Origin of the sequence: Actinophytocola sp. (assembly GCF_049647105.1) — a bacterium.
Classification (GTDB): Bacteria; Actinomycetota; Actinomycetes; order Mycobacteriales; family Pseudonocardiaceae; genus Actinophytocola.
Map to the genome: position 1 here is coordinate 1 of NZ_JBARWZ010000079.1, position 19,858 is coordinate 19,858.

At 68.7% G+C, this 19,858-nt stretch carries 22 protein-coding genes, 1 tRNA gene and 1 pseudogene; 3 read left to right on the top strand and 21 right to left on the bottom strand.

Annotated elements, in window-relative coordinates:
• The 13 genes and pseudogenes from WBA97_RS09730 to rplJ form a co-directional block, all read right to left on the bottom strand.
• A pseudogene (locus WBA97_RS09730) lies at nt 1–354 on the bottom strand (hypothetical protein); the annotation flags it as partial.
• An 11-nt stretch (nt 355–365) separates the two neighbouring features.
• On the bottom strand, nt 366–950 hold the full coding sequence (locus tag WBA97_RS09735; protein ID WP_424230410.1) for a hypothetical protein: 585 nt from the start codon (nt 948–950) through the stop codon (nt 366–368).
• Nucleotides 951–976: 26 nt separating this feature from the next.
• The gene (locus tag WBA97_RS09740; protein WP_424230411.1) at nt 977–2,239 is read right to left on the bottom strand and encodes an MCE family protein; all 1,263 of its coding nucleotides are present in this window, start codon (nt 2,237–2,239) and stop codon (nt 977–979) included.
• Nucleotides 2,239–3,417 carry an MCE family protein gene (locus WBA97_RS09745; RefSeq protein ID WP_424230439.1) on the bottom strand — a complete coding sequence of 393 codons (1,179 nt, stop codon included), beginning with the start codon at nt 3,415–3,417 and terminating at the stop codon, nt 2,239–2,241. The genes WBA97_RS09740 and WBA97_RS09745 overlap by 1 nt, the downstream gene beginning before the upstream one ends.
• An 8-nt stretch (nt 3,418–3,425) precedes the next feature.
• Nucleotides 3,426–4,604, bottom strand: a complete 1,179-nt coding sequence (locus WBA97_RS09750) for an MCE family protein (protein WP_424230412.1) — start codon at nt 4,602–4,604, stop codon at nt 3,426–3,428.
• Entirely contained in the window at nt 4,601–5,593 is a 993-nt protein-coding gene (locus WBA97_RS09755) for an MCE family protein (RefSeq protein ID WP_424230413.1), read from the bottom strand. Before WBA97_RS09755 ends, WBA97_RS09750 begins: the two co-directional genes overlap by 4 nt.
• Nucleotides 5,590–6,639 (bottom strand): MCE family protein, encoded by a 1,050-nt coding sequence (locus tag WBA97_RS09760; protein WP_424230414.1) that lies wholly within the window; start codon nt 6,637–6,639, stop codon nt 5,590–5,592. Before WBA97_RS09760 ends, WBA97_RS09755 begins: the two co-directional genes overlap by 4 nt.
• A 61-nt stretch (nt 6,640–6,700) precedes the next feature.
• Complete coding sequence (locus tag WBA97_RS09765) at nt 6,701–8,050, bottom strand: MCE family protein (protein ID WP_424230440.1); 1,350 nt, start codon at nt 8,048–8,050, stop codon at nt 6,701–6,703.
• 28 nt (nt 8,051–8,078) lie between these two features.
• Nucleotides 8,079–8,915 carry an MlaE family ABC transporter permease gene (locus WBA97_RS09770; RefSeq protein WP_424230415.1) on the bottom strand — a complete coding sequence of 279 codons (837 nt, stop codon included), beginning with the start codon at nt 8,913–8,915 and terminating at the stop codon, nt 8,079–8,081.
• Nucleotides 8,916–8,919: 4 nt separating this feature from the next.
• The gene (locus tag WBA97_RS09775; RefSeq protein WP_424230416.1) at nt 8,920–9,714 is read right to left on the bottom strand and encodes an MlaE family ABC transporter permease; all 795 of its coding nucleotides are present in this window, start codon (nt 9,712–9,714) and stop codon (nt 8,920–8,922) included.
• Between the two features lie 79 nt (nt 9,715–9,793).
• Nucleotides 9,794–10,924 carry an ABC transporter ATP-binding protein gene (locus WBA97_RS09780; RefSeq protein ID WP_424230417.1) on the bottom strand — a complete coding sequence of 377 codons (1,131 nt, stop codon included), beginning with the start codon at nt 10,922–10,924 and terminating at the stop codon, nt 9,794–9,796.
• 202 nt (nt 10,925–11,126) lie between these two features.
• Nucleotides 11,127–11,513, bottom strand: a complete 387-nt coding sequence (rplL, locus tag WBA97_RS09785; RefSeq protein WP_424230418.1) for a 50S ribosomal protein L7/L12 — start codon at nt 11,511–11,513, stop codon at nt 11,127–11,129.
• 26 nt (nt 11,514–11,539) lie between these two features.
• Entirely contained in the window at nt 11,540–12,082 is a 543-nt protein-coding gene (gene rplJ, locus WBA97_RS09790) for a 50S ribosomal protein L10 (protein WP_184815327.1), read from the bottom strand.
• A 229-nt stretch (nt 12,083–12,311) separates the two neighbouring features.
• Between rplJ and WBA97_RS09795 the strand changes: the two genes are divergently transcribed.
• The gene (locus WBA97_RS09795) at nt 12,312–13,130 is read left to right on the top strand and encodes a hypothetical protein (protein ID WP_424230419.1); all 819 of its coding nucleotides are present in this window, start codon (nt 12,312–12,314) and stop codon (nt 13,128–13,130) included.
• Between the two features lie 81 nt (nt 13,131–13,211).
• Nucleotides 13,212–14,126: a S1 family peptidase gene (locus tag WBA97_RS09800; RefSeq protein WP_424230420.1), complete on the top strand. Its 915-nt coding sequence runs from the start codon at nt 13,212–13,214 to the stop codon at nt 14,124–14,126.
• Between the two features lie 212 nt (nt 14,127–14,338).
• On the opposite strand, the gene rplA is transcribed toward WBA97_RS09800, so the two are convergent.
• The 5 genes from rplA to WBA97_RS09825 all read right to left on the bottom strand — a co-directional run bounded on the left by rplA (nt 14,339) and on the right by WBA97_RS09825 (nt 17,279).
• A complete protein-coding gene (rplA, locus tag WBA97_RS09805; RefSeq protein ID WP_424230421.1) occupies nt 14,339–15,058 on the bottom strand; it encodes a 50S ribosomal protein L1 in 720 nt (239 codons plus the stop codon).
• A gap of 201 nt (nt 15,059–15,259) precedes the next feature.
• Nucleotides 15,260–15,691, bottom strand: coding sequence for a 50S ribosomal protein L11 (gene rplK / locus WBA97_RS09810; RefSeq protein ID WP_184815324.1), 432 nt, complete (start codon nt 15,689–15,691; stop codon nt 15,260–15,262).
• Between the two features lie 35 nt (nt 15,692–15,726).
• Nucleotides 15,727–16,581, bottom strand: coding sequence for a transcription termination/antitermination protein NusG (gene nusG, locus WBA97_RS09815; RefSeq protein WP_424230422.1), 855 nt, complete (start codon nt 16,579–16,581; stop codon nt 15,727–15,729).
• 71 nt (nt 16,582–16,652) lie between these two features.
• Nucleotides 16,653–17,144, bottom strand: a complete 492-nt coding sequence (gene secE / locus WBA97_RS09820) for a preprotein translocase subunit SecE (RefSeq protein ID WP_424230423.1) — start codon at nt 17,142–17,144, stop codon at nt 16,653–16,655.
• A 62-nt stretch (nt 17,145–17,206) separates the two neighbouring features.
• Nucleotides 17,207–17,279: transfer RNA gene (locus tag WBA97_RS09825), tRNA-Trp, on the bottom strand.
• Between the two features lie 184 nt (nt 17,280–17,463).
• On the opposite strand from WBA97_RS09825, the gene WBA97_RS09830 reads away from it, so the two are divergent.
• Nucleotides 17,464–18,684, top strand: a complete 1,221-nt coding sequence (locus WBA97_RS09830; RefSeq protein ID WP_424230424.1) for a pyridoxal phosphate-dependent aminotransferase — start codon at nt 17,464–17,466, stop codon at nt 18,682–18,684.
• Between the two features lie 65 nt (nt 18,685–18,749).
• Here the strand turns inward: WBA97_RS09830 and WBA97_RS09835 are convergent, their stop codons facing one another.
• From WBA97_RS09835 to rpmG, 3 genes are read right to left on the bottom strand one after another with little or no spacing between them, the layout of a single operon-like run.
• Nucleotides 18,750–19,157 (bottom strand): MaoC/PaaZ C-terminal domain-containing protein, encoded by a 408-nt coding sequence (locus WBA97_RS09835; RefSeq protein WP_424230425.1) that lies wholly within the window; start codon nt 19,155–19,157, stop codon nt 18,750–18,752.
• Complete coding sequence (locus tag WBA97_RS09840; protein ID WP_424230426.1) at nt 19,154–19,606, bottom strand: MaoC family dehydratase N-terminal domain-containing protein; 453 nt, start codon at nt 19,604–19,606, stop codon at nt 19,154–19,156. The genes WBA97_RS09835 and WBA97_RS09840 overlap by 4 nt, the downstream gene beginning before the upstream one ends.
• Nucleotides 19,607–19,774, bottom strand: a complete 168-nt coding sequence (rpmG, locus tag WBA97_RS09845; RefSeq protein WP_184815317.1) for a 50S ribosomal protein L33 — start codon at nt 19,772–19,774, stop codon at nt 19,607–19,609. It lies immediately after the preceding gene.
• Nucleotides 19,775–19,858: the final 84 nt, after the last annotated feature.

Below are 19,858 nucleotides of genomic sequence, written 5' to 3' on the forward strand. Positions count from 1 at the left end.
TGCCTCGTCCTCGTCGTCCTCGGCCTCGTCCTCGGCCTCGGTGGCGGCGTCGGTGTCGGTGTCCGGCCGGGGCTCCTTGGCGGCCGGGTCCTCTTCGGACTCGTCCGGCTCGGCACGGTCGTCGGCGTCGGGTGCGGCCGGGGCCTTGCCCAGCACGCCGTCGAGGACGCCGGAGACGCGTTCCGGCTCCTCGCGGGCCGGTTCCTCGTCGGTGATCGCCAGCTGTTCCATGGTCTGCTCGGCCGCGTCCTCGGCCTGCTGGCCGGGGCGGTTACGCAGACCGGCGACCTTGGGGCGGCGGATCGGCGGCGTCTGGCCCGTGCTGGGGGCCGGGCGGCGGCGGTTGGGTGGCACGTCGTTCTCCCTTACTGGCCCGGCTGTAAGTACGGGACCTGGCCGATCTCGTACAGCTTCCAGCCGTCCTCGGTGCGCTGGAGCTTCGCCGCGAGACGCATGAACTTGTCCTTCGGCTCCTCGCCCTTGACCGTGACGTGCACCTTCAACGCCACCAGCACCGAGGCCTGGCCCGCGCGGTCGTCCAGCTCCGCGACCGCGGAGGACAGGGGCGTCGCCTTCGTGACCGACTCGGCGGCCACGATCGCGTCGCGGCTGGTCGCCTTGCCCTCGACGACCTCCTGGTGCAGTGCGCCCGTGGTGGCCGTCTCCCAGTCCTTCAGGCCCTGGTCGACCTTGCTGTAGTCGAGGCTGTTCATCGTGACGACCGCGGCCACGCCGACCCGGTTCACCTCGTCCCGGACCCGCGAGTACTCGAGCGAGTCGTCGTTCGACGCGTTGAACCAGGCCACGCCGAACCAGCCCGCGACCGCCGCAGAGGCGACGACCAGCGCCACGGCCGCGGTCAGCAGCACCTTCGGCAGCCTGCTCTCGCGCTCGGCGGGCTCCGCCTGCTCACTCTCCGCCACGGACGGTTCCTCCACCTCGGTCTTCACCTGACGTCCCACGGCGCTCCAGACTCTCAGCTCGGCAGCCCGAGCAGTGCGGCGAGCCCTGGCTGGGCGCCACCCGGCAGGCTCACCGTGCCCGGCAACGCGTCCAGCGGACTCACCGGCTGTTGCGTGCCACTTCCAGGCGGCACCACCGGCTGGTCCTGCGCGACCGGTTTACCACCGTACGGGGCGTTCGTGGAACCACGAACGTTGATGGGGCTGCCCGGTGGCTCCGCACAGTAGGTCCCCGGCGGTGTCGGAGGCGAATCCGGCGTGGTGTCCGTGCCGTTGCGCCGCTGGGTCTGCTCGTAGCCCGCCGTGCACGGGGGCGGGTTGAACAGGTTGAGCGCGAGACCGAGGTGCGCCTGGCCGGGGTCCTCGGCGAGCAGGCCCTGGCCGGCCGCGCTGAACAGCGGATACGCGACGAGCGTGTACTCGAGGCCGTCCTTGCGGGCCCGCAGGATGTCCGACGTGGTCAGCAGGTTCGCGATCGTCACGCCGAGGCCGGGGCCGGACTCGGCGAGCAGGTTCGTCACCTGGGAGGCGACCTTCGGGCCCTCCGCGATCACCCTGCGCAGGTCCGGGTCGGACGTCTTCAGCTGCTCGGCCAGCAGGTTCAGGTCGTTCGCGAACGACGTGATGTTGCCCGCCTGCACGTTCTGGGTGTCGAGGACGGTGCCGCCGTCCTGGATCAGCGCGATCGTCTGCGGCAGGTGCTGCCGCGCCATCGCCGTGAGGTCCCTGGTCGAGTCGAGCAGTACCTGCAGGTCGTCGCCGGTGCCCGCGAACGCGCGGTCCAGCTCGTCGACGACCGTGCGCAGCGAGTCCGTCGGCACGGAGCCGGCCAGGCTGTCCAGGTCGCGGATGACCGTGTCGGTCGCGACCGGGGTGGCGGTGCGGTCCGCCGCGATCACCGACGCGCCCGACAGGTACGGGCCCGTGTTCTCGCGGGGCCGCAGGTCGACGAACTGCTCACCGACCGCGGACCGGTTCGCGACGACCGCGTCGAGGTTCGACGGGATGTCGGGTGCGTCCGGGTCGATGTTCAGGTCGACCTGGATGCCATCGTCGGTCAGGTGGATCTCCCCCACCCGGCCAACGTTGTAGCCGCGGTAGGTGACCTCGGCGTTGCTGAAGATGCCGCCGGACTCCTCGAGGTTCATCTTCACCGTGTAGCCGTCGGCGCCGAACACCCTGCCGAGGTCGGTGAACCGGAACGCCGCGTACACGACCGCGACCACCGCGATCACGAAGAACGCGATCAGCTGGAGCCGTACCCGCCTGGTCAGCATTACCGGCCACCTCCACCGAGCAGCCCGCCGAGCAGGCCTCCGAGACCACTGCCGCCACCGGACGGCTGCCCTTCCGTGCCGCCACCGATGATCGGGATCGGCAGCAGCGGGCCGTCGGCCGCGCCTTCCTGGCCCTCGATGAGACCACCGACGATCGGGATGTCCTGTAGCGGGTTCCTCCTGCTGCGGGACAGGTTGTCGATGATGGTCTGCAGGTTCAGGTCGATCTTGGCGTACAGGTTGAAGTAGTCGCCCTGCACACCGTTCACGGCCTCGTCGCTGAACGGGATGGTGAACAGCAGCTCGAGCGACTTCGGCAGGTCGGCACCCGCCTCCCCCAGCTTCTGCAGCGCCGGGGTGAGTGCCTTCAGGTCGGCGACGATGTCCTCCTGGCTCGCGTCCACGGTCGCCACGGCCACGTCCGACAGCGACTGCAGGCTCTGCAGCATCGTCACCAGCTGGGACCGCTGCTGGTTCAGCACCTCGAGGCCGGGACCGAGCGAGTCGATGGCACCCGCCAGCTGGTCCTTCTCCTTGGCGAGCGTGGCGGACAGCTTGTTGACGCCGTCGATGGCCTTGGTGATGTCGTCCTTGCTCTCGTCCAGGGTGGACACCAGCGTGTCCACGTTGGACAGCGTGGCGCGCAGGTCCGGCTCCCGGCCCTCCAGCGCGTTGTTGAGCTCCTGCGCGATGTTCTGCAGCTGCTCGACACCGCCGCCGTTGAGCAGCATGGACAGCGCGCCGAGCACCTCCTCGATGTCGGTGTTGCGGTTGGTCCGTTCGAGGGGGATCCGCGCGCCGTCGGCCAGTTCGCCCTGCGCCTCGGCTTCCGGCGGCGGCGACAGCTCCACGTACTTCTCGCCGAGCAGGCTGGACTGGCGCAGCATGGCGAGCGCGTTGGCCGGCAGTGCCACGTCACCGTTCACGCTCATGGTGACCTCTGCGGTCCACCCGTCCGGCGCGACCCGGATGTCCTCGACGCGCCCCACCGGCACCTCGTTGACCTTCACGCCGGACTGCGGCACCAGGTCAAGCACGTCCCGGAACTCGGCCTTCACCGTGTACGGGTGGTCGCCGAGGTCGGCGCCGCCCGGCAGCGGGATGTCGTAGATGCCGGTGAACGAGCTGCAGCCGGACAGCATGAACACCGAGGCGACCACCGCGATGATCCGTTTCATTCCGCTCATCAGTTGCCCCCCGCCAGGTTGCCGGGGATCGGCAGCGGCGGCGCCGTGCCGTTCTGCAGCGCGGTGAGTACCTCGGCGATCGTCGGTAGCGGCAACAGGCCCTCGACCAGCGGTTTCAGCTGGTCACACGTGTCCGCGAGGACCTGTGGCAGGTCGTTCGGCGTGACCTGCCGGACCAGGTTGCACACGGTCACGATCGGCGGCTGCGCCAGCTCGTTGAGGTCGGCGCGGGCGTCCAGCGTGCCGGACGAGCCGTTGTAGGAGTTGATGATGTTCGACAGCGCGACCGGCGCGACGTCCAGCACCTCCGACAGCGCGGCCCGCTGGTCCACCAGCACCTGGGTGATCGACGCGAGCTTGTCGACGTTGGTCTTGAGGTGCGCGCGGTTGTCGTTGATGAACTGCTGGATGGCGCCGAGCGCGATGCCCAGCTGCTGCACCGCCGCGCCGAGGTCCTCACGCTCGTCGGCGAGGAAGTTCGTGACGTCGGCGGCCTGCTCGCTGAACTCGTTGACCGCCGTGTCGTTCGCGGCGAGCGCGGAGGTGAACTGCTGCAGGTTGTCGACCGTGGCGAACAGGTCCTCGTCACTGCCGGACAGCGTGCGGGCCATCTGCGACAGCTGCGTGATCGTCTGGTTGAGCGCCGCGCCGTTGCCATCGGCGTTCGCGGCGAGCGTGTCCAGCAGGTCCGCGAGCGCGCCGTTCTTGTTCACCCCGTTGGGCCCGAGCGTGACGCTGACGCGGTTGAGGCTCGCGTACAGGTCGTCCACCTCGAGCGGGGTCGCGGTGCGTTCCTTACCGAGGACCGTGCCCTCGACCATGGCCTGCCCGCCTGTGTACTCCGGCGTGAACTGCACGTACCGGTCGCTGACCAGTGCGGGCGCCACGATGACCGCCTTCGCGGTGGCCGGGAGCCGCACCGTCCTGTCGACCAGCATGTCGACACGGACCGTGTCGCCGTGCGGTGTCACCTTGTCGACGTGGCCGACCTTCACACCGAGGACCCGCACGTCGTTGTCCTCGTACAGGCCGACGACACCGGTGAACACGGCCGAGTACCGGCGCTGGTTGCCCTCCACCAGCAGCCACCACAGGGCGGCGGCGATGACCAGGGCGAGCACGACCGCGATCGAGACGCCGCGAGCCATGTCGCGGCCGAACCGGGAGGCGAAGCTCATGATGTCCTCCCGAGACAGCCCTCTTCGTTGATGGGACCGATCTGCGGCGGTAGCAGCCCGCAGAGGTAGTTGTCGAACCAGCGCCCGTTGCCGACCGCGTTGTTGAACAGCCGCACGAACGGGGCCATGTTCTTGATGCCCTTGCCGAGCGCGTCCTGGTTGCGGGCGAGCATGCCGGTCAGCTGGTCGAGACTCTCCAGTACCGGGCCGAGCTGCTCGTTGTTGTCGTCGACCAGGCCCGTCAGCTCCTTCGACAGCGCCTGCGTGCCCTCCAGCAACGTGGTGATGGCGTCGCGGCGGCGGCCGATCTCCTCCAGCAGCAGGTTGCCGTCCTGGAGGAGCTTCACGACCTCGGCGTCGCGCTCCGCGAGCGTGTCGCTGATCTTGTGCGTGTTCGACAGCAGCGTGGCGAGCTGCTGGTCGCGGCTGGAGATCGTGGTCGACAGCTGCTGCAGGCCGGTGAGCGCGCCCTTCACGTCGTCCGGGGTCTCGCTGAACGTCTCGGCGATGACCTCGAAGCTCTCGGCGAGCTGGGTCGTGTCGATCGCGTTGGTGGTGTCGGCGAGCCCTCGGAACGCCTCGAGCACGTCGTAGGGCGCCATCGTCCGGTCCCTCGGGATCGGCGTGCCGGGGTCGAGCACGTCCCGGCCCTCCGGTTCGATCGCGAGGTACTTCTGGCCGAGCACGTTCTTGATCTTGATGGCGGCCAGCGACCGGTCGCCGACCCACGCGTCCTTGACCTTGAACGTGACCAGGACGCTGCTGCCGGACAGCTCGACGTCGGACACCTTGCCGACCTTCACGCCCGCGATGCGGACCTCGTCGTCGGTCTGGATGCCCGCGGCCTCGCTGAACTCGGCCGAGTAGCTGGTGCCGCCACCGATGATCGGCAGGTCGTCGGAGAACATCGCGACCGTGAGCGCCAGCCCGAGCACCACGATGCCCGCGATGCCGATCGGGATCGGGTTGCGGGAGCGGAACGACCTCATCGGATGCACCTCTGCGGGGTCGTCGGCGTGATCGGGACCTCGATCGGCTGGGTGATGATCCCCGGGATGCTGACCGCGCCCGACATCGAGCAGACGTAGAAGTTGAACCACGACCCGTAGCTCACGGTCCTGGTCAGCTTCGCCGTCTTCTCCGGCAGGAACTGGATGAAGTGCTCGACGACTTCCTCGCTGCCGTTGAGGTTGTTCACCAGGCCGCCCAGCGCCGCGATGTCCTCCTTGAGCGGCTGGCGGGCCTGTTCGAGCAGCCCGGCCGTGGTGTCGGTCAGCCCGCCGAGCGCCTCGATCGCGTCACCGATCGGCTCCCGGTCGGCCGCGAGGCCCGAAACCAGCTGCTGCACCTGGACCACGAGCGTCGACAGCTTCTCGCCGCGCTCGTTGATCGTGGTCAGCGCGCTGTTCAGGTTCGCGATGACCTGGCCGATCACCTCGTCCTTGCCAGCGATCGCCGACGTGAGCGTCGCGGTGTGCGCGAGCAGCGACTCGACCGTCCCACCCTCGCCCTGCAGGACCTGCACGATCTCGTAGGACAGCTTGTTGACGTCCTCGGGTGACAGCGCGCGGAACAGCGGCTTGAACCCGTTGAACAGCTCGGTCAGGTCCAGCGCGGGCCTGGTGCGCGCGAGGGGGATCGTCTCGCCGGGTTCCAGCACGTCGTTGGGGTTGCCGCCGCTGCCCTGCGTCAGCGACACGTACCGCTGACCGACCAGGTTGCGGAACTTGATCTGCGCGGTGACGCCCGACGGCAGCTTCCTGCCCGCGTCGACCGAGAACGTGACCTCGGCCTGCTTGCGATCGACGATGCCGACCTCCTCGACCTGGCCCACCCGGACTCCCGCGATGCGCACGTCGTCGCCGGGCAGCAGCAGGGTCGCGTCGGTGAAGCGGGCCTTGTAGTCCTGCGTGTCCGACAGGTTCACGTTCGCGATGCTGATCCCGAGCAGTGCGGTGGCCATGACCGTGATGACCGTGAAGATCACCAGCTTGACCAGGGGGGCGACCACGCCCAGAGCGGATCCCTTTGTCATGGCCGCTCCTCGCAGGCTCCGAGCGGCCACAGTGCCCGATGGTTCACTACGCAAGCTCCGTTCACCGCACCGTCACCTCCGCTCCTCGGAACATCGGCCCGAGCAGCAGCGTCGACCAGCCCGGCACCTGCGACGGCGAGACACCCATGCCCTGCGCGATCAGATGAGCGAGGAACTCCTGCTCGGCCGGGGTGTTCGCGATCGAGTCGGCGCCGGTCACCGCGTTCGGCGAGGTGTTGTACTCCTCGCCGTTCGCGGGCGGCAGCACGCCGTCCTGCTGCGACCGGTTCTGCGGGCCGTGGGAGGTGCCGTCCCGCAGCGGGCCGTCCGGCGGCTGGTCCGGGAACGGGCTGCCCATCTGCTTCGGGTCATAGCAGCGGGGGCCGCGGTGCTCGTCGAACTCCGGAGTGTCCTTGCCCGGCTCGTACGGGCCCTTGTTCACGACCACCTCGATGGTCGCGTGCAGGCCGGGCGAGTCGGTGCCCTGGCCGAAGACCGGCGCGGCCGCGTCGACCAGGTCGGCCATCTGCCCGAGGAAACACGGGTAGGACGGCGCGTACTTGGCCAGGATCTCCAGCGTGTCGCGGGAGCTGTCGGACAGGCGGATCAGGTTGTCGGAGTTGGCTCGCAGGAAGGACTCCAGGTCACGGCTCGTCATCGTCAGGTCGGCGAACAGGGCGTCGAGGTTGGCGCGCTGCTCGTACACCGTGCGCGAGGTGACGGTCAGGTCGTCGAGCGCGGCCACGAAGTCCGGGATCGCCTCGGTGTAGGTGTCGCTCACCTCGACGAGCGCGCGCAGGTCGTGGGTCAGCTGCGGCACGTGCGGGTTGATCTCCCCCACCAGCCTGCCCAGCTCGACCAGCGTCTCGCCGAGCTGCTCGCCCCGGCCGTCGAGCGCCGTCGAGATCGCGGTCAGCGTGGTCGACAGCTTCTGCGGCTGGACCGCCTGCAGCACCGGCAACAGGTGGTCGAGCGCCTGCGACAGCTCCACGGCGGGCGCCGAGCGGTCCTGCTCGATCCGGTCACCCTCGCGGAGCGAGAGCGGGTCGGGGTCCTCCGGGATCTGCAGCGCCACGTACCGGTCGCCGAACAGCGTCTTCGGGATGAACCGCGCGGAGACGTTCCGTGGGAGCAGGTCCGCCTTCTCCGGGTCCAGCGCCAGCTCCAGCAGCGCGCCGTCCGCCGTCGGGGTGATCTCGCGGATCTCCCCGATGATCAGCCCGCGCGCCTTCACGTCACCGAGGACCTGCAGCTGGTTGCCGACCTTGTCCGTGCTCAGCATGACCTTCACGAACGGCGTGAACGCCTTGTTGTACATGGCGATCGACAGGCTCACGAGCGCCGCGATCACGATGATGAACCCGACGCCGAGCAGGCGGCGCCGGATCGTTGCTCCTGTCCCCGACTTCATCGCCGCCCTTTCGCTCCGCAAGCTCCGCTCATCCACCAATCCTCACCGTCACGGTCGTGCCCCAAATGGCGAAGCCGATGAAGAAGTTCAGCATCGCCGCCGTCACGATCGTCGTTCTCACCGAGCGGCCGACCGCGACGCCGACACCAGCCGGGCCGCCGGACGCGCGGTAGCCGTAGTAGCAGTGCACGAGAATGATCACCACTGCGAAGATCAGGACCTTGCCGAAGGACCAGAACACGTCCTCCGGCGGTAAGAACAGGTTGAAGTAGTGGTCATAGGTGCCCGCCGACTGTTCGTAGAAGAAGACGACGATCGTGCGGGACGCGAGATAACTGCTCAGCAACCCGATGATGTACAGCGGGATCACCGCGATGAAGCCCGCGATGATCCGGGTCGTCACCAGGAACGGCAGCGACGGCACCCCCATCACCTCCAGCGCGTCGATCTCCTCGGAGATCCGCATCGCGCCGAGCTGTGCGGTGAAGCCCGCGCCGACCGTCGCCGACAACGCGAGCCCCGCTACCAGCGGCGCGACCTCGCGCGTGTTGATGTAGGCGGAGGCGAAGCCGGAGAACGCGGCCGTGCCGATCTGGTCGAGCGCGGCGTAGCCCTGCAGGCCGACGACGGTGCCGGTGAACACGGTCATGCCGACCATCACGCCGATGGTGCCGCCGATGACCGCGAGGGCGCCGGACCCGAAGCTGACCTCGGCGAGGATGCGCAGGGTCTCGCGCATGTACCTGCGCAGCGTGCGCGGGATCCACCCGAGCGCCCGCAGGTAGAACGACAGCTGGTCACCCAGCGTGTCGAGCCAGGTCAGCGGCGCGTTCGCCATCCTGCGCGCGGTGTCTCCTATCGCCATGTCCTCAGCTGCCCTTCTGCGGAACGACGGACAGGTACACGGCGGTGAGCACGAAGTTCACGAAGAACAGCAACAGGAACGTGATCACCACGGACTGGTTGACCGCGTCGCCGACGCCCTTCGGCCCGCCCTTCGGGTTGAGCCCGCGGTAGGCGGCGACCACGCCGGCGATGAAGCCGTAGATCAGCGCCTTGATCTCGGAGATCCACAGGTCCGGCAGCTGGGCCAGCGCGGAGAAGCTCGCCAGGTACGCGCCCGGCGTGCCGCCCTGCAGGATCACGTTGAAGAAGTACGACCCGAGCACACCGACCACGCTGACCAGGCCGTTCAGCAGCACGGCGATCACCATCGCGGCGAGCACGCGCGGCACGACCAGGCGCTGGATCGGGTTGACGCCCAGCACCTCCATCGCGTCGATCTCCTCGCGGATCGTCCGTGCGCCGAGGTCCGCGCAGATCGCCGAGCCGCCGGCGCCGGCCACCATCAGCGCGGTGACCAGCGGCGCGGCCTGCTGGATGATCGCCAGCACCGCGGCCGCGCCGGTGAACGACTGAGCGCCGAGCTGGACGATCAGCGAACCCAGCTGCAGCGCGACGACCGCGCCGAACGGGATGGCGACCAGTGCCGTCGGCAGGATCGTGACGGACGCGATGAACCAGCACTGCTGGATGAACTCACGGACCTGGAACGGGCGCCGGAACGTCTGGACGATGACGTCGAGAGCCAGTGCGAACAACCGGCCCGTCTCGCGAAGCGCGCCCGCTCCGGGGAAGCCGGCCGGTGCGGGACGGGTCGTCATCGTTCCGCCTCCCCGGACCTGAGAGTTCGGGGAGCGCTGGGGCGGCGCCGTCCGGTCCGGCGCGCTGACGCGAGCGGTGTCATGCACCACCTCGGGAGTCGCGGTAGTTCGAGGTGGGTAACTCCGCGACGTCCAGGTCACCGGAGGCGCTCTGCCAGTCGCTGTCACCGCGCGGGTGCGGGCTGGGCCGGAACGAGGTGGCACCCGCGTGGACGCCGTAGCGGGCCCGCTCCTCCGGGGTGAGCGAGTCGATGATGCCCTCCTGCGCCTCGCGCGGGAGCGTGTGAATGATCCGCATGACGCGGTCCTTGCGGCGGCGCACCGCGGCGCGCTCACCGAGGCCCGGGGTCGGCTCGATCTGGGGGACGACGCCCCGCACGTCCTCGGTGCTGCCGTCGTGGTGACCGGCCTCGACCTGGGCCTGCTCGGCGGCCATCGTGGCCTCGTCCTTCTCCTCGGACATGCCGATCGGGCCGATGCGGGAGCCGTTGAGGAACTGCTTCACGACCGGTTCCTCGCTGGTCAGCAGCACCTCGCGGGGGCCGAACATGACCAGCTCGCGGCGGAAAAGCATGCCGATGTTGTCCGGCACGGTCCGCGCGAGGTTGATGTTGTGCGAGACGATCAGGATGGTCGCGTCGATCTGGGTGTTGAGATCGATCAGCAGCTGCGAGATGTAGGAGGTGCGGACCGGGTCGAGACCGGAGTCCGGCTCGTCGACGAGGATGATCTCCGGGTCCAGCACCAGGGCGCGGGCGAGGCCCGCGCGCTTGCGCATACCGCCGGAGATCTCACCGGGGAGCTTTTTCTCCGCGCCGTTCAGGCCGGTCATGTCCAGCTTCTCGAAGACGATCTTGCTGATCTCCGACTCGGACTTCTTCGTGTGTTCGCGAAGCGGGAACGCGACGTTGTCGTACAGGTTCATCGAGCCGAACAGCGCGCCGTCCTGGAAAAGGACGCCGAACAGCTTCCGGATCTCGTAGAGCTTGTGCTCGGAACAGGTGACGATGTCGACGCCGTTGATCTCGCAGCGGCCGCGGTCGGGCTTGAGCAGTCCGATCATCGACTTGAGGAACACCGACTTGCCCGTGCCCGACGGGCCGAGCATGGCGCTGACCTCGCCAGGAGGGAGGTTCAGCGTGACGTCCCGCCAGATGGTCTGGCGGCCGAAGGACTTCGTCAGGCCCTCGACAACCACCTCGGCGCCCATCGAACCTCCCGCTCTGCTTCTCGCGTCCCCGACATATCCGTAGAACGAGCGTGTCCCGTGTGGGTTACTACCCGGTTAGGCCATGAGGAGGCAAAATACCCAGTCACTCACGGTGGGTGAGCCCGGGGTCATTCCGGCGAGACGCACAGAAGCCGGCACCCGACGAAATCGGGTACCGGCTTCTACGGTGAGTAGAGCTAGCTCACTTGAGGGAAACGGAAGCGCCCGCGCCCTCGAGCTTCTCCTTGGCGGCCTCGGCGGCCTCCTTGGTGACCTTCTCCAGGATCGGCTTCGGCGCGCTCTCGACGAGCTCCTTGGCCTCCTTCAGGCCAAGGCCGGAGACAACCTCACGCACGACCTTGATGACCTGGATCTTCTTGTCGCCCGCGCCCTCGAGGACGACGTCGAACTCGTCCTGCTCCTCGGGCGCCTCGGCCGCGGCGGCGGCCGGGCCTGCGGCCGCGACGGCGACCGGGGCAGCGGCGGTGACCTCGAAGGTCTCCTCGAACTGCTTCACGAAGTCCGACAGCTCGAGCAGCGTCATCTCCTTGAACGCGTCGAGCAGCTCGTCGGTGCTGAGCTTCGCCATGACGGCATTTCCTTTCTAGTGGTTGTTCAGCTCTCGGCGGGAGCCGCTTGCTCGGCGGACGCCTTCTTCTCCTGCAGTGCCGCGGCCAGACGTGCGACCTGCGAGGCCGGGGCGTTGAAGAGCCCGGCGGCCTTGGACAGGTTGCCCTTCATGGCGCCCGCCAGCTTGGCGAGCAGCACCTCGCGGGAGTCGAGGTCGGCGATCTTGTCGACCTCGTCGACCGTGAGCGGGCGGCCGTCCATGTAGCCGCCCTTGATGACCAGGCCCTTGTTCTCCTTGGCGAACTCGCGAAGCGCCTTCGCGGCGTCCACCGGCTCACCCTCGACGAACGCGATCGCGGTGGGGCCGACGAACAGGGCGTCCAGGCCCTTGACGTCTGCGGCCTCCGCGGCGCGCTGGACCAGGGTGTTCTTGGCAACCCGGTAGGTCGTGCCCGTGCCGAGAGCGCGACGCAGGGTGGTCAGCTGGGACACGGTCAAACCGGTGTACTCGGTGACAACGGCAGCCGAGCTGTTGCGGAACCGGTCCGCGATCTCAGCGACGGCCTCGACCTTGCCTGCCTTCGCCATGGTCGCCTCCTCTCATTGGCTGTAGCCACTGTCCAGCCTCGGAGACGACGAACGCCCCGGCGCAGAGCGGCACGGGGCGTCACAACAACAACCACGTTCCTCCTGCGCGGGCCGCCCGCCTGCTCGCGGGACCTTCGCCTGCCTGACGGCAGAAACCAGCGGTCTTCGGTAGAACCGTTGTCCATCCTACGTTGCGGTGGCAGGGCCCTTCAAAGCGGGTGGACACGGCATGATGGAGCCCGTGGCCGACAACGAGCACCCGCGTGAGCAGGACCCTGTCGCCCCCCCACCGGCGGTGCGCGAACCGACCGAGGTGACCCCGGACCAGGTGCGCCAGTTCCAGGAGTTCCAGCGCTTCCAGGAACTGATGCGCGAGCAGGCGAAGAAGGGCTTCCCGCCCGGCGACCCGCCGCCCGGTCTCCTCCAGCCGTGGGGCCCGCCCCCACCCAAGCCAAGCCTCGCGAAACGCCTGCTCAAGAGTGCCGTCAGCAAGATCGTCACCGGCCTGGTCGTCCTGGCCATCCTCACCCTCGGCGCCTGGCTGGCGATCGACTACTTCCTCGGCGAGGACCACGACCAGCTCCCAGCCTCCCAAACCGGCGGCGGCAAGACCACGGACAACCTGATCCTGGACACGAACCCATACGAGACCGTGCGGAAGATCTACCACCACATCGCGAACGGCGAGAGTGGCGTGCCGGGGCAGGTGTGCCTGCGTTTCCAGGACCGTGGCGAGAAGTTCGCCCAGGACATGGGCTTCTCCGACTGCACGGCCGCGGTCCGCGGGCTGGCGGAGGAGGTGACGGACTCGAACGCGTACGCGGAGTCGATGCCGTCCTACACCACCACCGAGGTCCCCGGCGAGCAGATCCGCATCAGCTCGTGCGAGGACAACATCCGCGGCGGCATCCAGGGCGGGCCGGCGCTTGGCGCGTTCACCGTGTCGAAGATCGAGGGCTCGAAGGGTGGACAGTGGATCATCACCGGCCACGAGACCGAACCATCGTGTACGACGAGCCCCACGGGCTCCACAGGTCCGACCAGTTGAGGTTTGTGAACCACCCCTGAGATCTCCTCGTGTACGGAACGGATCCAGTTCGCCCGATTCCGTAACCGAGGAGGTCGCGAATTGCCAGCCAGACACCGGACAGCCACCCGTAAGGGCCTGTTCGCCGTCGCCGGGGCCATCGCGCTCGGCGGTCTTGTCGCGGTGTTGTTGCCGCAGGCCAACGCCGAGCAGCAGCAGCGTGAGCCGCGGGCCATGTCCGCCATGGACGCGTTGACGAGCCTGAGACAAGAACGCATCCCCGGGACCGCGTGGGCGGTCGACCCGCGTACCGACCGGATGATCGTCACCGCCGATGCCACCGTCACCGGGGACACCTGGAACGAGCTGGAGGGGACCGTGCGGGCCGTCGGCTCGGACACGGCCTTGCTCCGGCGCAGCGCCGGCGAGTTCCGGCTGTTCGCCGAGGGCGGTGACGCGATCTTCTCCGGCAACTCGCGGTGCTCGCTCGGCTTCAACGTCGTCACACAGGACGGCAGTCCCGGCTTCCTCACCGCGGGCCACTGCGGTGTCGCCGCCGAGGAGTGGTCGGACTCGGCGGGAGGCGACCCGATCGCCACCGTGCAGGAGGCCGTCTTCCCCGGTGAGGGCGACTTCGCGCTGCTCACCTACGACAACCCGGACGAGGAGGCGGCCAGCGCGGTCGACGTCGGCGACGGGCAACTGGTCGAGATCACCGGCGCCGAGGAAGCCGAGGTCGGCCGGCAGGTGTTCCGCATGGGCAGCACGACCGGCCTGTTCGACGGCCAGGTCGTCGGCCTGGACGCCACCGTGAACTACGCGGAGGGCACGGTCACCGGGCTCATCCAGACCACGGTGTGCGCCGAGCCGGGTGACAGCGGCGGCCCGCTGTTCACCGAGGAGGGGGCCGCGGTCGGCCTGACCTCGGGTGGCAGCGGCGACTGCACGTCGGGAGGTGAGACGTTCTTCCAGCCGGTGACCACGGCGCTCGACGCGGTCGGCGCCGAGATCGGCTGACAGGGCAGAGAGGACCGGGGCCGCACCCGCGCGGGGACGCGGCCCCGGTTCAACTCACAGGTCGTGCTGGTTGAACTCGCGGGTCCTGAACGCCCGACTCGCGGGTCCCGAACCGTGGACTCGCGGGTTCTGGATCGTGGACTCGCGGGGGGTTGGGTGGACGAGCGAGGGCCGCGCCCTGGTTTTGGGTGCGGCCCTCGTTGTCAGCGGTGTCAGGCTACCGGCTCGTCCTGCAGCAGGTTGCGAGTCCTGGCCGGGTCGACCGGGATGCCCGGACCCATCGTGGTCGAGAAGGTGACCTTCTTCAGGTAGCGGCCCTTCGCGGCGGACGGCTTCGCGCGCAGCACCTCGTCGAGGGCGGCGGCGTAGTTCTCCACCAGCTTGTCCTGGTCGAAGGAGGCCTTGCCGATCACCAGGTGCAGGTTGGCCTGCTTGTCGACGCGGAAGTTGATCTTTCCGCCCTTGATCTCGGTGATCGCCTTGGTCACGTCCGGGGTCACGGTGCCGGTCTTCGGGTTCGGCATGAGACCACGCGGGCCGAGGATGCGGGCGATGCGACCGACCTTGGCCATCTGGTCGGGGGTCGCGATCGCGGCGTCGAAGTCGAGCCAGCCACCCTGGATACGCTCGATCAGGTCCTCGGCGCCCACCTCGTCCGCGCCCGCGGCGACGGCCTCGTTGGCCTTGTCACCCGTCGCGAACACGATCACGCGTGCCGTCTTGCCCGTGCCGTGCGGCAGGTTCACCGTGCCGCGCACCATCTGGTCCGCCTTGCGGGGGTCGACCCCGAGCCGGATGGCGACCTCGACGGTCTCGTCCAGCTTGACCTTGGAGGTCTCCTTCGCGAGCTGCGCCGCCTCGAGCGGCGAGTACAGCCGCTCTCGGTCGATCTTTTCCGCGGCCTCGCGGTAGGCCTTACTGCGCTTTGCCATATCTGTTCCTAACAGTCAGTGGTAACGAGCCAGCGCCTGGCTCTCCCACGCGTTCGAGAAGACTTGTTCGACCGGGCAGTGCCGACGATTGCCATGATCGTCACTGCGCGGCCTGGTCGATGTGCTATTCGACCGTGATGCCCATCGATCGGGCGGTGCCGGCGAATGTCATGATCGTCACTGCGCCGCCTGGTCGATGTGCTATTCGACCGTGATGCCCATTGACCGGGCGGTGCCGGCGATGATCTTGGCCGCCTGGTCGATGTCGTTGGCGTTGAGGTCCGCCTTCTTCGTCTCGGCGATCTCACGCACCTGGTCCCAGGTCACCTTGGCGACCTTGTTCCGGTGCGGCTCGCCGGAGCCCTTGTCGACGCCCGCGGCCTTGAGCAGCAGCTTCGCCGCCGGCGGGGTCTTGAGCTTGAAGTCGAACGAGCGGTCCTCGTAGACCGAGATCTCCACAGGCACCACAGTGCCGCGCTGCGACTCGGTCGCGGCGTTGTACTGCTTGCAGAAATCCATGATGTTGACGCCGTGCTGACCCAGCGCTGGGCCGACGGGCGGCGCGGGGTTGGCCTGGCCTGCCGTGATCTGCAGCTTGATGATCGCGGACAGCTTCTTCTTCTTGGGTGGCATTTCGTTCCCTGCTTAGATGTCTTCCGGCAGCCGTGTCAGATCTTGGAGACCTGGCTGAACGACAGCTCGACCGGCGTCTCCCGACCGAAGATCGACACGAGGACCTTGAGCTTCTGCCCGTCCGCGTTGACCTCGCTGATGGTCGCGGGGAGCGTGGCGAACGGCCCGTCCATGACGGTGACCGACTCGCCGACCTCGAAGTCGACCTCCACGACGGGACCCTTGGCCGGTGAGGCCCCTGAGCCCTTGCCCGCGGCTGCCGGCTTGGCCTCCTCCACCTGCGGGAGGAGGAACTTGAGAACCTCGTCGATGGTCAGCGGCGACGGCTTGGACGTCGCGCCGACGAACCCCGTGACGCCCGGGGTGTTGCGCACCGCCGACCACGACGGGTCGTTCAGGTCCATCCGCACGAGGATGTAGCCGGGCAGCACCTTGCGCTGGACCTGCTTGCGCTGCCCGTTCTTGATCTCGGTGACCTCTTCGGTCGGCACCTCGACCTGGAAGATGTAGTCCTCCATGTCGAGGGTCTGGATCCGGGTCTCGAGGTTGGTCTTGACCTTGTTCTCGTAGCCGGCGTAGGAGTGCACGACGTACCAGTCGCCCGGCGCGCGGCGCAGCGCGTCACGCATCTCGGCGGCCGGGTCCGCCTCGGCGGGCTCGTCCTCGTCCGCCGACGCGGCATCGTCGTCCGCCACCGTCTCGACCGGGGCGTCGGCGCCTTCGGCGTCGGTGTCGTCGGAGTCGTCGGAGTCTTCCGTCGCCGCCGCCGCGACCTCGGGGTCGACGGCCAGCGCCGCCTCGGCGGCGCTGACGTCCTCCGTGCGGACGTCGCCGTCCTCGGCCAGGCCGGTCAGCTCCTGGCTGCCGGCCGCACCGTTGTCGGAGCTCACTGTTCGGTCCCGCTTCCTTTCATCGATCGCGTACCCCGCCTACTGTGCCGGTGCGCCCGCGAAGGCGCAGCTCAGCCGAACAGCGCGGTCACGCCCTTGGCGAGCGCGAGGTCGAGACCCGCGATCAGCGCCACCATGAAGGCCACGAAAACCAACACGACAGCCGTGTACGTAATCATCTGCTTACGCGTCGGCCAGATGACCTTGCGCAGCTCCGCGACCACTTCCCGCAGGAAGCGGAAGAGCCTGGCGAACAGCCCGGGGCGCGAGTCCTTGCTCTGGTCCCGCGTCGGCGTCGGCCTGCCCTTGTGCTCGCCCTTCTTCTGGGCGGTCTTGGCGGCCTGCTTCGCGTCGCTGTCGGACTTCGCCTTGGCCTTCGGCTTCGCCTTGTCCTCGGTGCCCTTCGCGCTCGACCGCGCGGACCTGGTGCCCTCGTCTGTCGAGGACTCCTTCCCCGCGGCAGGGCGAGCGGAAGCACGGCGCTCACGCCGCGCCGCGGCGGTGACCGGACGAGAAGGGCGCTCCTGTCCCTTGCTCTGATCCTTGTCCCGGTCGTCAACCACGCCAGTTCCTCCGCTCGGTGTTCACGGAACCAGGGAGGTCCTCCCCGGCCTTGCGCCTGACGCAGGGGTGACAGGACTTGAACCTGCAACCTGCGGTTTTGGAGACCGCTGCTCTGCCAATTGAGCTACACCCCTTCGCGTTGCCGATCACTCGACGCCACGAATTCGGACGCATTCGACCTGCCCCGTGTCGCATGCGGAGCGGGGTCGTCAACTTCCAAGTTCAAGAGTGTACGGCAACCGCGATGTCGCCCCGCAAGCACCCGGCCCGCCCCTGGCCGCTCGCTGATCCGGTCGGCCGGTCTGGGACGATGCCCGCATGAGCGAGACCACCGTCACCAAGCGCCGGATCTCCGCCCGTATCGGCGGCATCGCCGAGTCCGCCACGCTGGCGGTGGACGCGAAGGCCAAGGCCCTGAAGGCAGCCGGGCGGCCGGTCATCGGCTTCGGCGCGGGCGAGCCGGACTTCCCCACTCCCCCGGAGATCGTCGAAGCCGCCGTCGCCGCGACCAAGGACCCCAGGAACCACCGCTACACGCCCGCCGCCGGCCTGCCCGAGCTGCGCGAGGCCATCGCGAAGAAGACCAAGCGCGACTCCGGCTACGAGGTCGCCGCGAGCCAGGTGCTGGTCACCAACGGTGGCAAGCAGGCTGTTTACCAGGCCTTCGCCACGATCATCGACCCCGGCGACGAGGTGCTGCTCCCCGCGCCGTACTGGACCACCTACCCCGAGGCCATCGGCCTCGCCGGTGGCGTCACCGTGCCGGTCGTGGCCGACGAGACGTCCGGCTACCTGGTGTCGGTCGAGCAGCTCGAGGCCGCTCGCACGCCCCGCACCAAGGCGCTGCTGTTCTGCTCGCCGTCGAACCCGACCGGTGCCGTGTACCCGCGCGAGCAGGTCGAGGCCATCGGCCGCTGGGCCGTCGAACACGGCATCTGGGTGATCTCCGACGAGATCTACGAGCACCTGACCTACGACGGGGTCACCGCGCCGTCCATGCCGGTCGTCGTGCCCGAGCTGGCCGACACCTGCATCGTGGTCAACGGTGTCGCCAAGACCTACGCGATGACCGGTTGGCGGGTCGGCTGGATGATCAGCCCGGCCGATGTCACGAAGGCCGCGGGCAACCTGCAGTCGCACCTGTCCTCGAACGTCGCCAACGTCTCGCAGCGGGCAGCGCTGGCCGCGGTGTCGGGGTCGCTGGATGCGGCGCACGCGATGCGTACCGCCTTCGACCGCCGCAGGCAGACGATCGTGAAGCTGCTGTCGGAGATTCCTGGGGTCGAGGTACCCACCCCCCAGGGGGCCTTTTACGTCTACCCCTCGGTGAAGGGGTTGCTCGGCAAGGAGATTCGCGGGGTTCGCGCCGACAGCAGTGTGGACCTGGCCGCGCTTGTGCTCGAGCACGCCGAGGTGGCTGTCGTGCCTGGGGAGGCGTTCGGAACGCCTGGGTACTTCCGGCTCTCCTACGCGCTCGGGGACGAGGATCTCGCCGCCGGGGTCGCTCGGATGGGTGCTCTTCTCGCCGAGGCCAAGTAGCGCGGCCCTCTTACGCTCGACGCACTGAAGGACGCGTCCTTCAGTGCGTCGAAGGGCGGCGGGCTCTAGGCGGGCAGGCGGACGACCGCGACGGCCTTGCCGAGCACGGACTTGCCGTTGAACTTGGCGGTGATGTCCACGCGGGCGGTGCCGTCGTCGCGGACTTCTCTCACCTTGCCGGTCAGCTCGACCAGCGCGCCGTCGTCGTCGTTGGGCACGACCACCGGCCGGACGAAACGGGCGCCGTACTCGATGACCGCGCTGGGGTCGTCGAGCCAGTTGGTGACGAGCCTGCCCGCGAGTGCCATCGTGAGCATGCCGTGGGCGATCACACCGGGGAGGCCCACGTCGGACGCGACCTTGTCGCTCCAGTGGATCGGGTTGAAGTCCAGGGCGGCACCCGCGTACCGGACCAGGTCCGACCGGCGCACCCGCACCTCGAGCGGGGGCAGCTCGTCGCCTGCCGCGGTCATGACTCCTCCGCCCGGATGACCAGCTGGGACAGCGCCGTGACGACCCGCTCGCCGTCCTCGGTGTCGATCTCCGCGCGCAGCGTCAGGAAGTCGTTGCCCATGCGGGTGGCGATCTCGGCGATGTGCGTGGTGACCGTGAGGCGGTCGCCGACGTACACGGGGCGCGTGTAGGTGAACTTCATGTCGCCGTGCACGAGGCGCCCGTAGTCGACCCCGAGACTGGGGTCGTTGACGATGTCGGCCATGGCGTAGCGGCCGAACAGGATGGTGGCGAAGGTCGGCGGGGCGATCACGTCCGGGTGACCCGCCGCACGTGCGGCGGCGGGGTCGCGGTACATCGGGTGGTCGTCACCGATCGACTCGGCGAACTCCCGGATCTTGGCCCGGCCGACCTCGTAGACCTCCGAACGCGGGTACGAGTGCCCCACGAACGACGGATCCAGCGGCACCTATCGGGTTTCCTTGTGCAGGCGGTGCGTGCCGCAGTTCGGGCAGAACTTCTTCATCTCCAAGCGGTCCGGGTCGTTGCGCCGGTTCTTCTTGGTGATGTAGTTGCGGTGCTTGCACTCCTCGCACGCCAGCGTGATCTTCGGGCGAACGTCGCTGCCACCAGCCACCAGAAATCCTCTTCCTCAACTCGCGACCACCGGAGGTTCCGGGGGCGTGCCCCCGGCCGGGGTCCGGGGGCTGGGCCCCCAGTG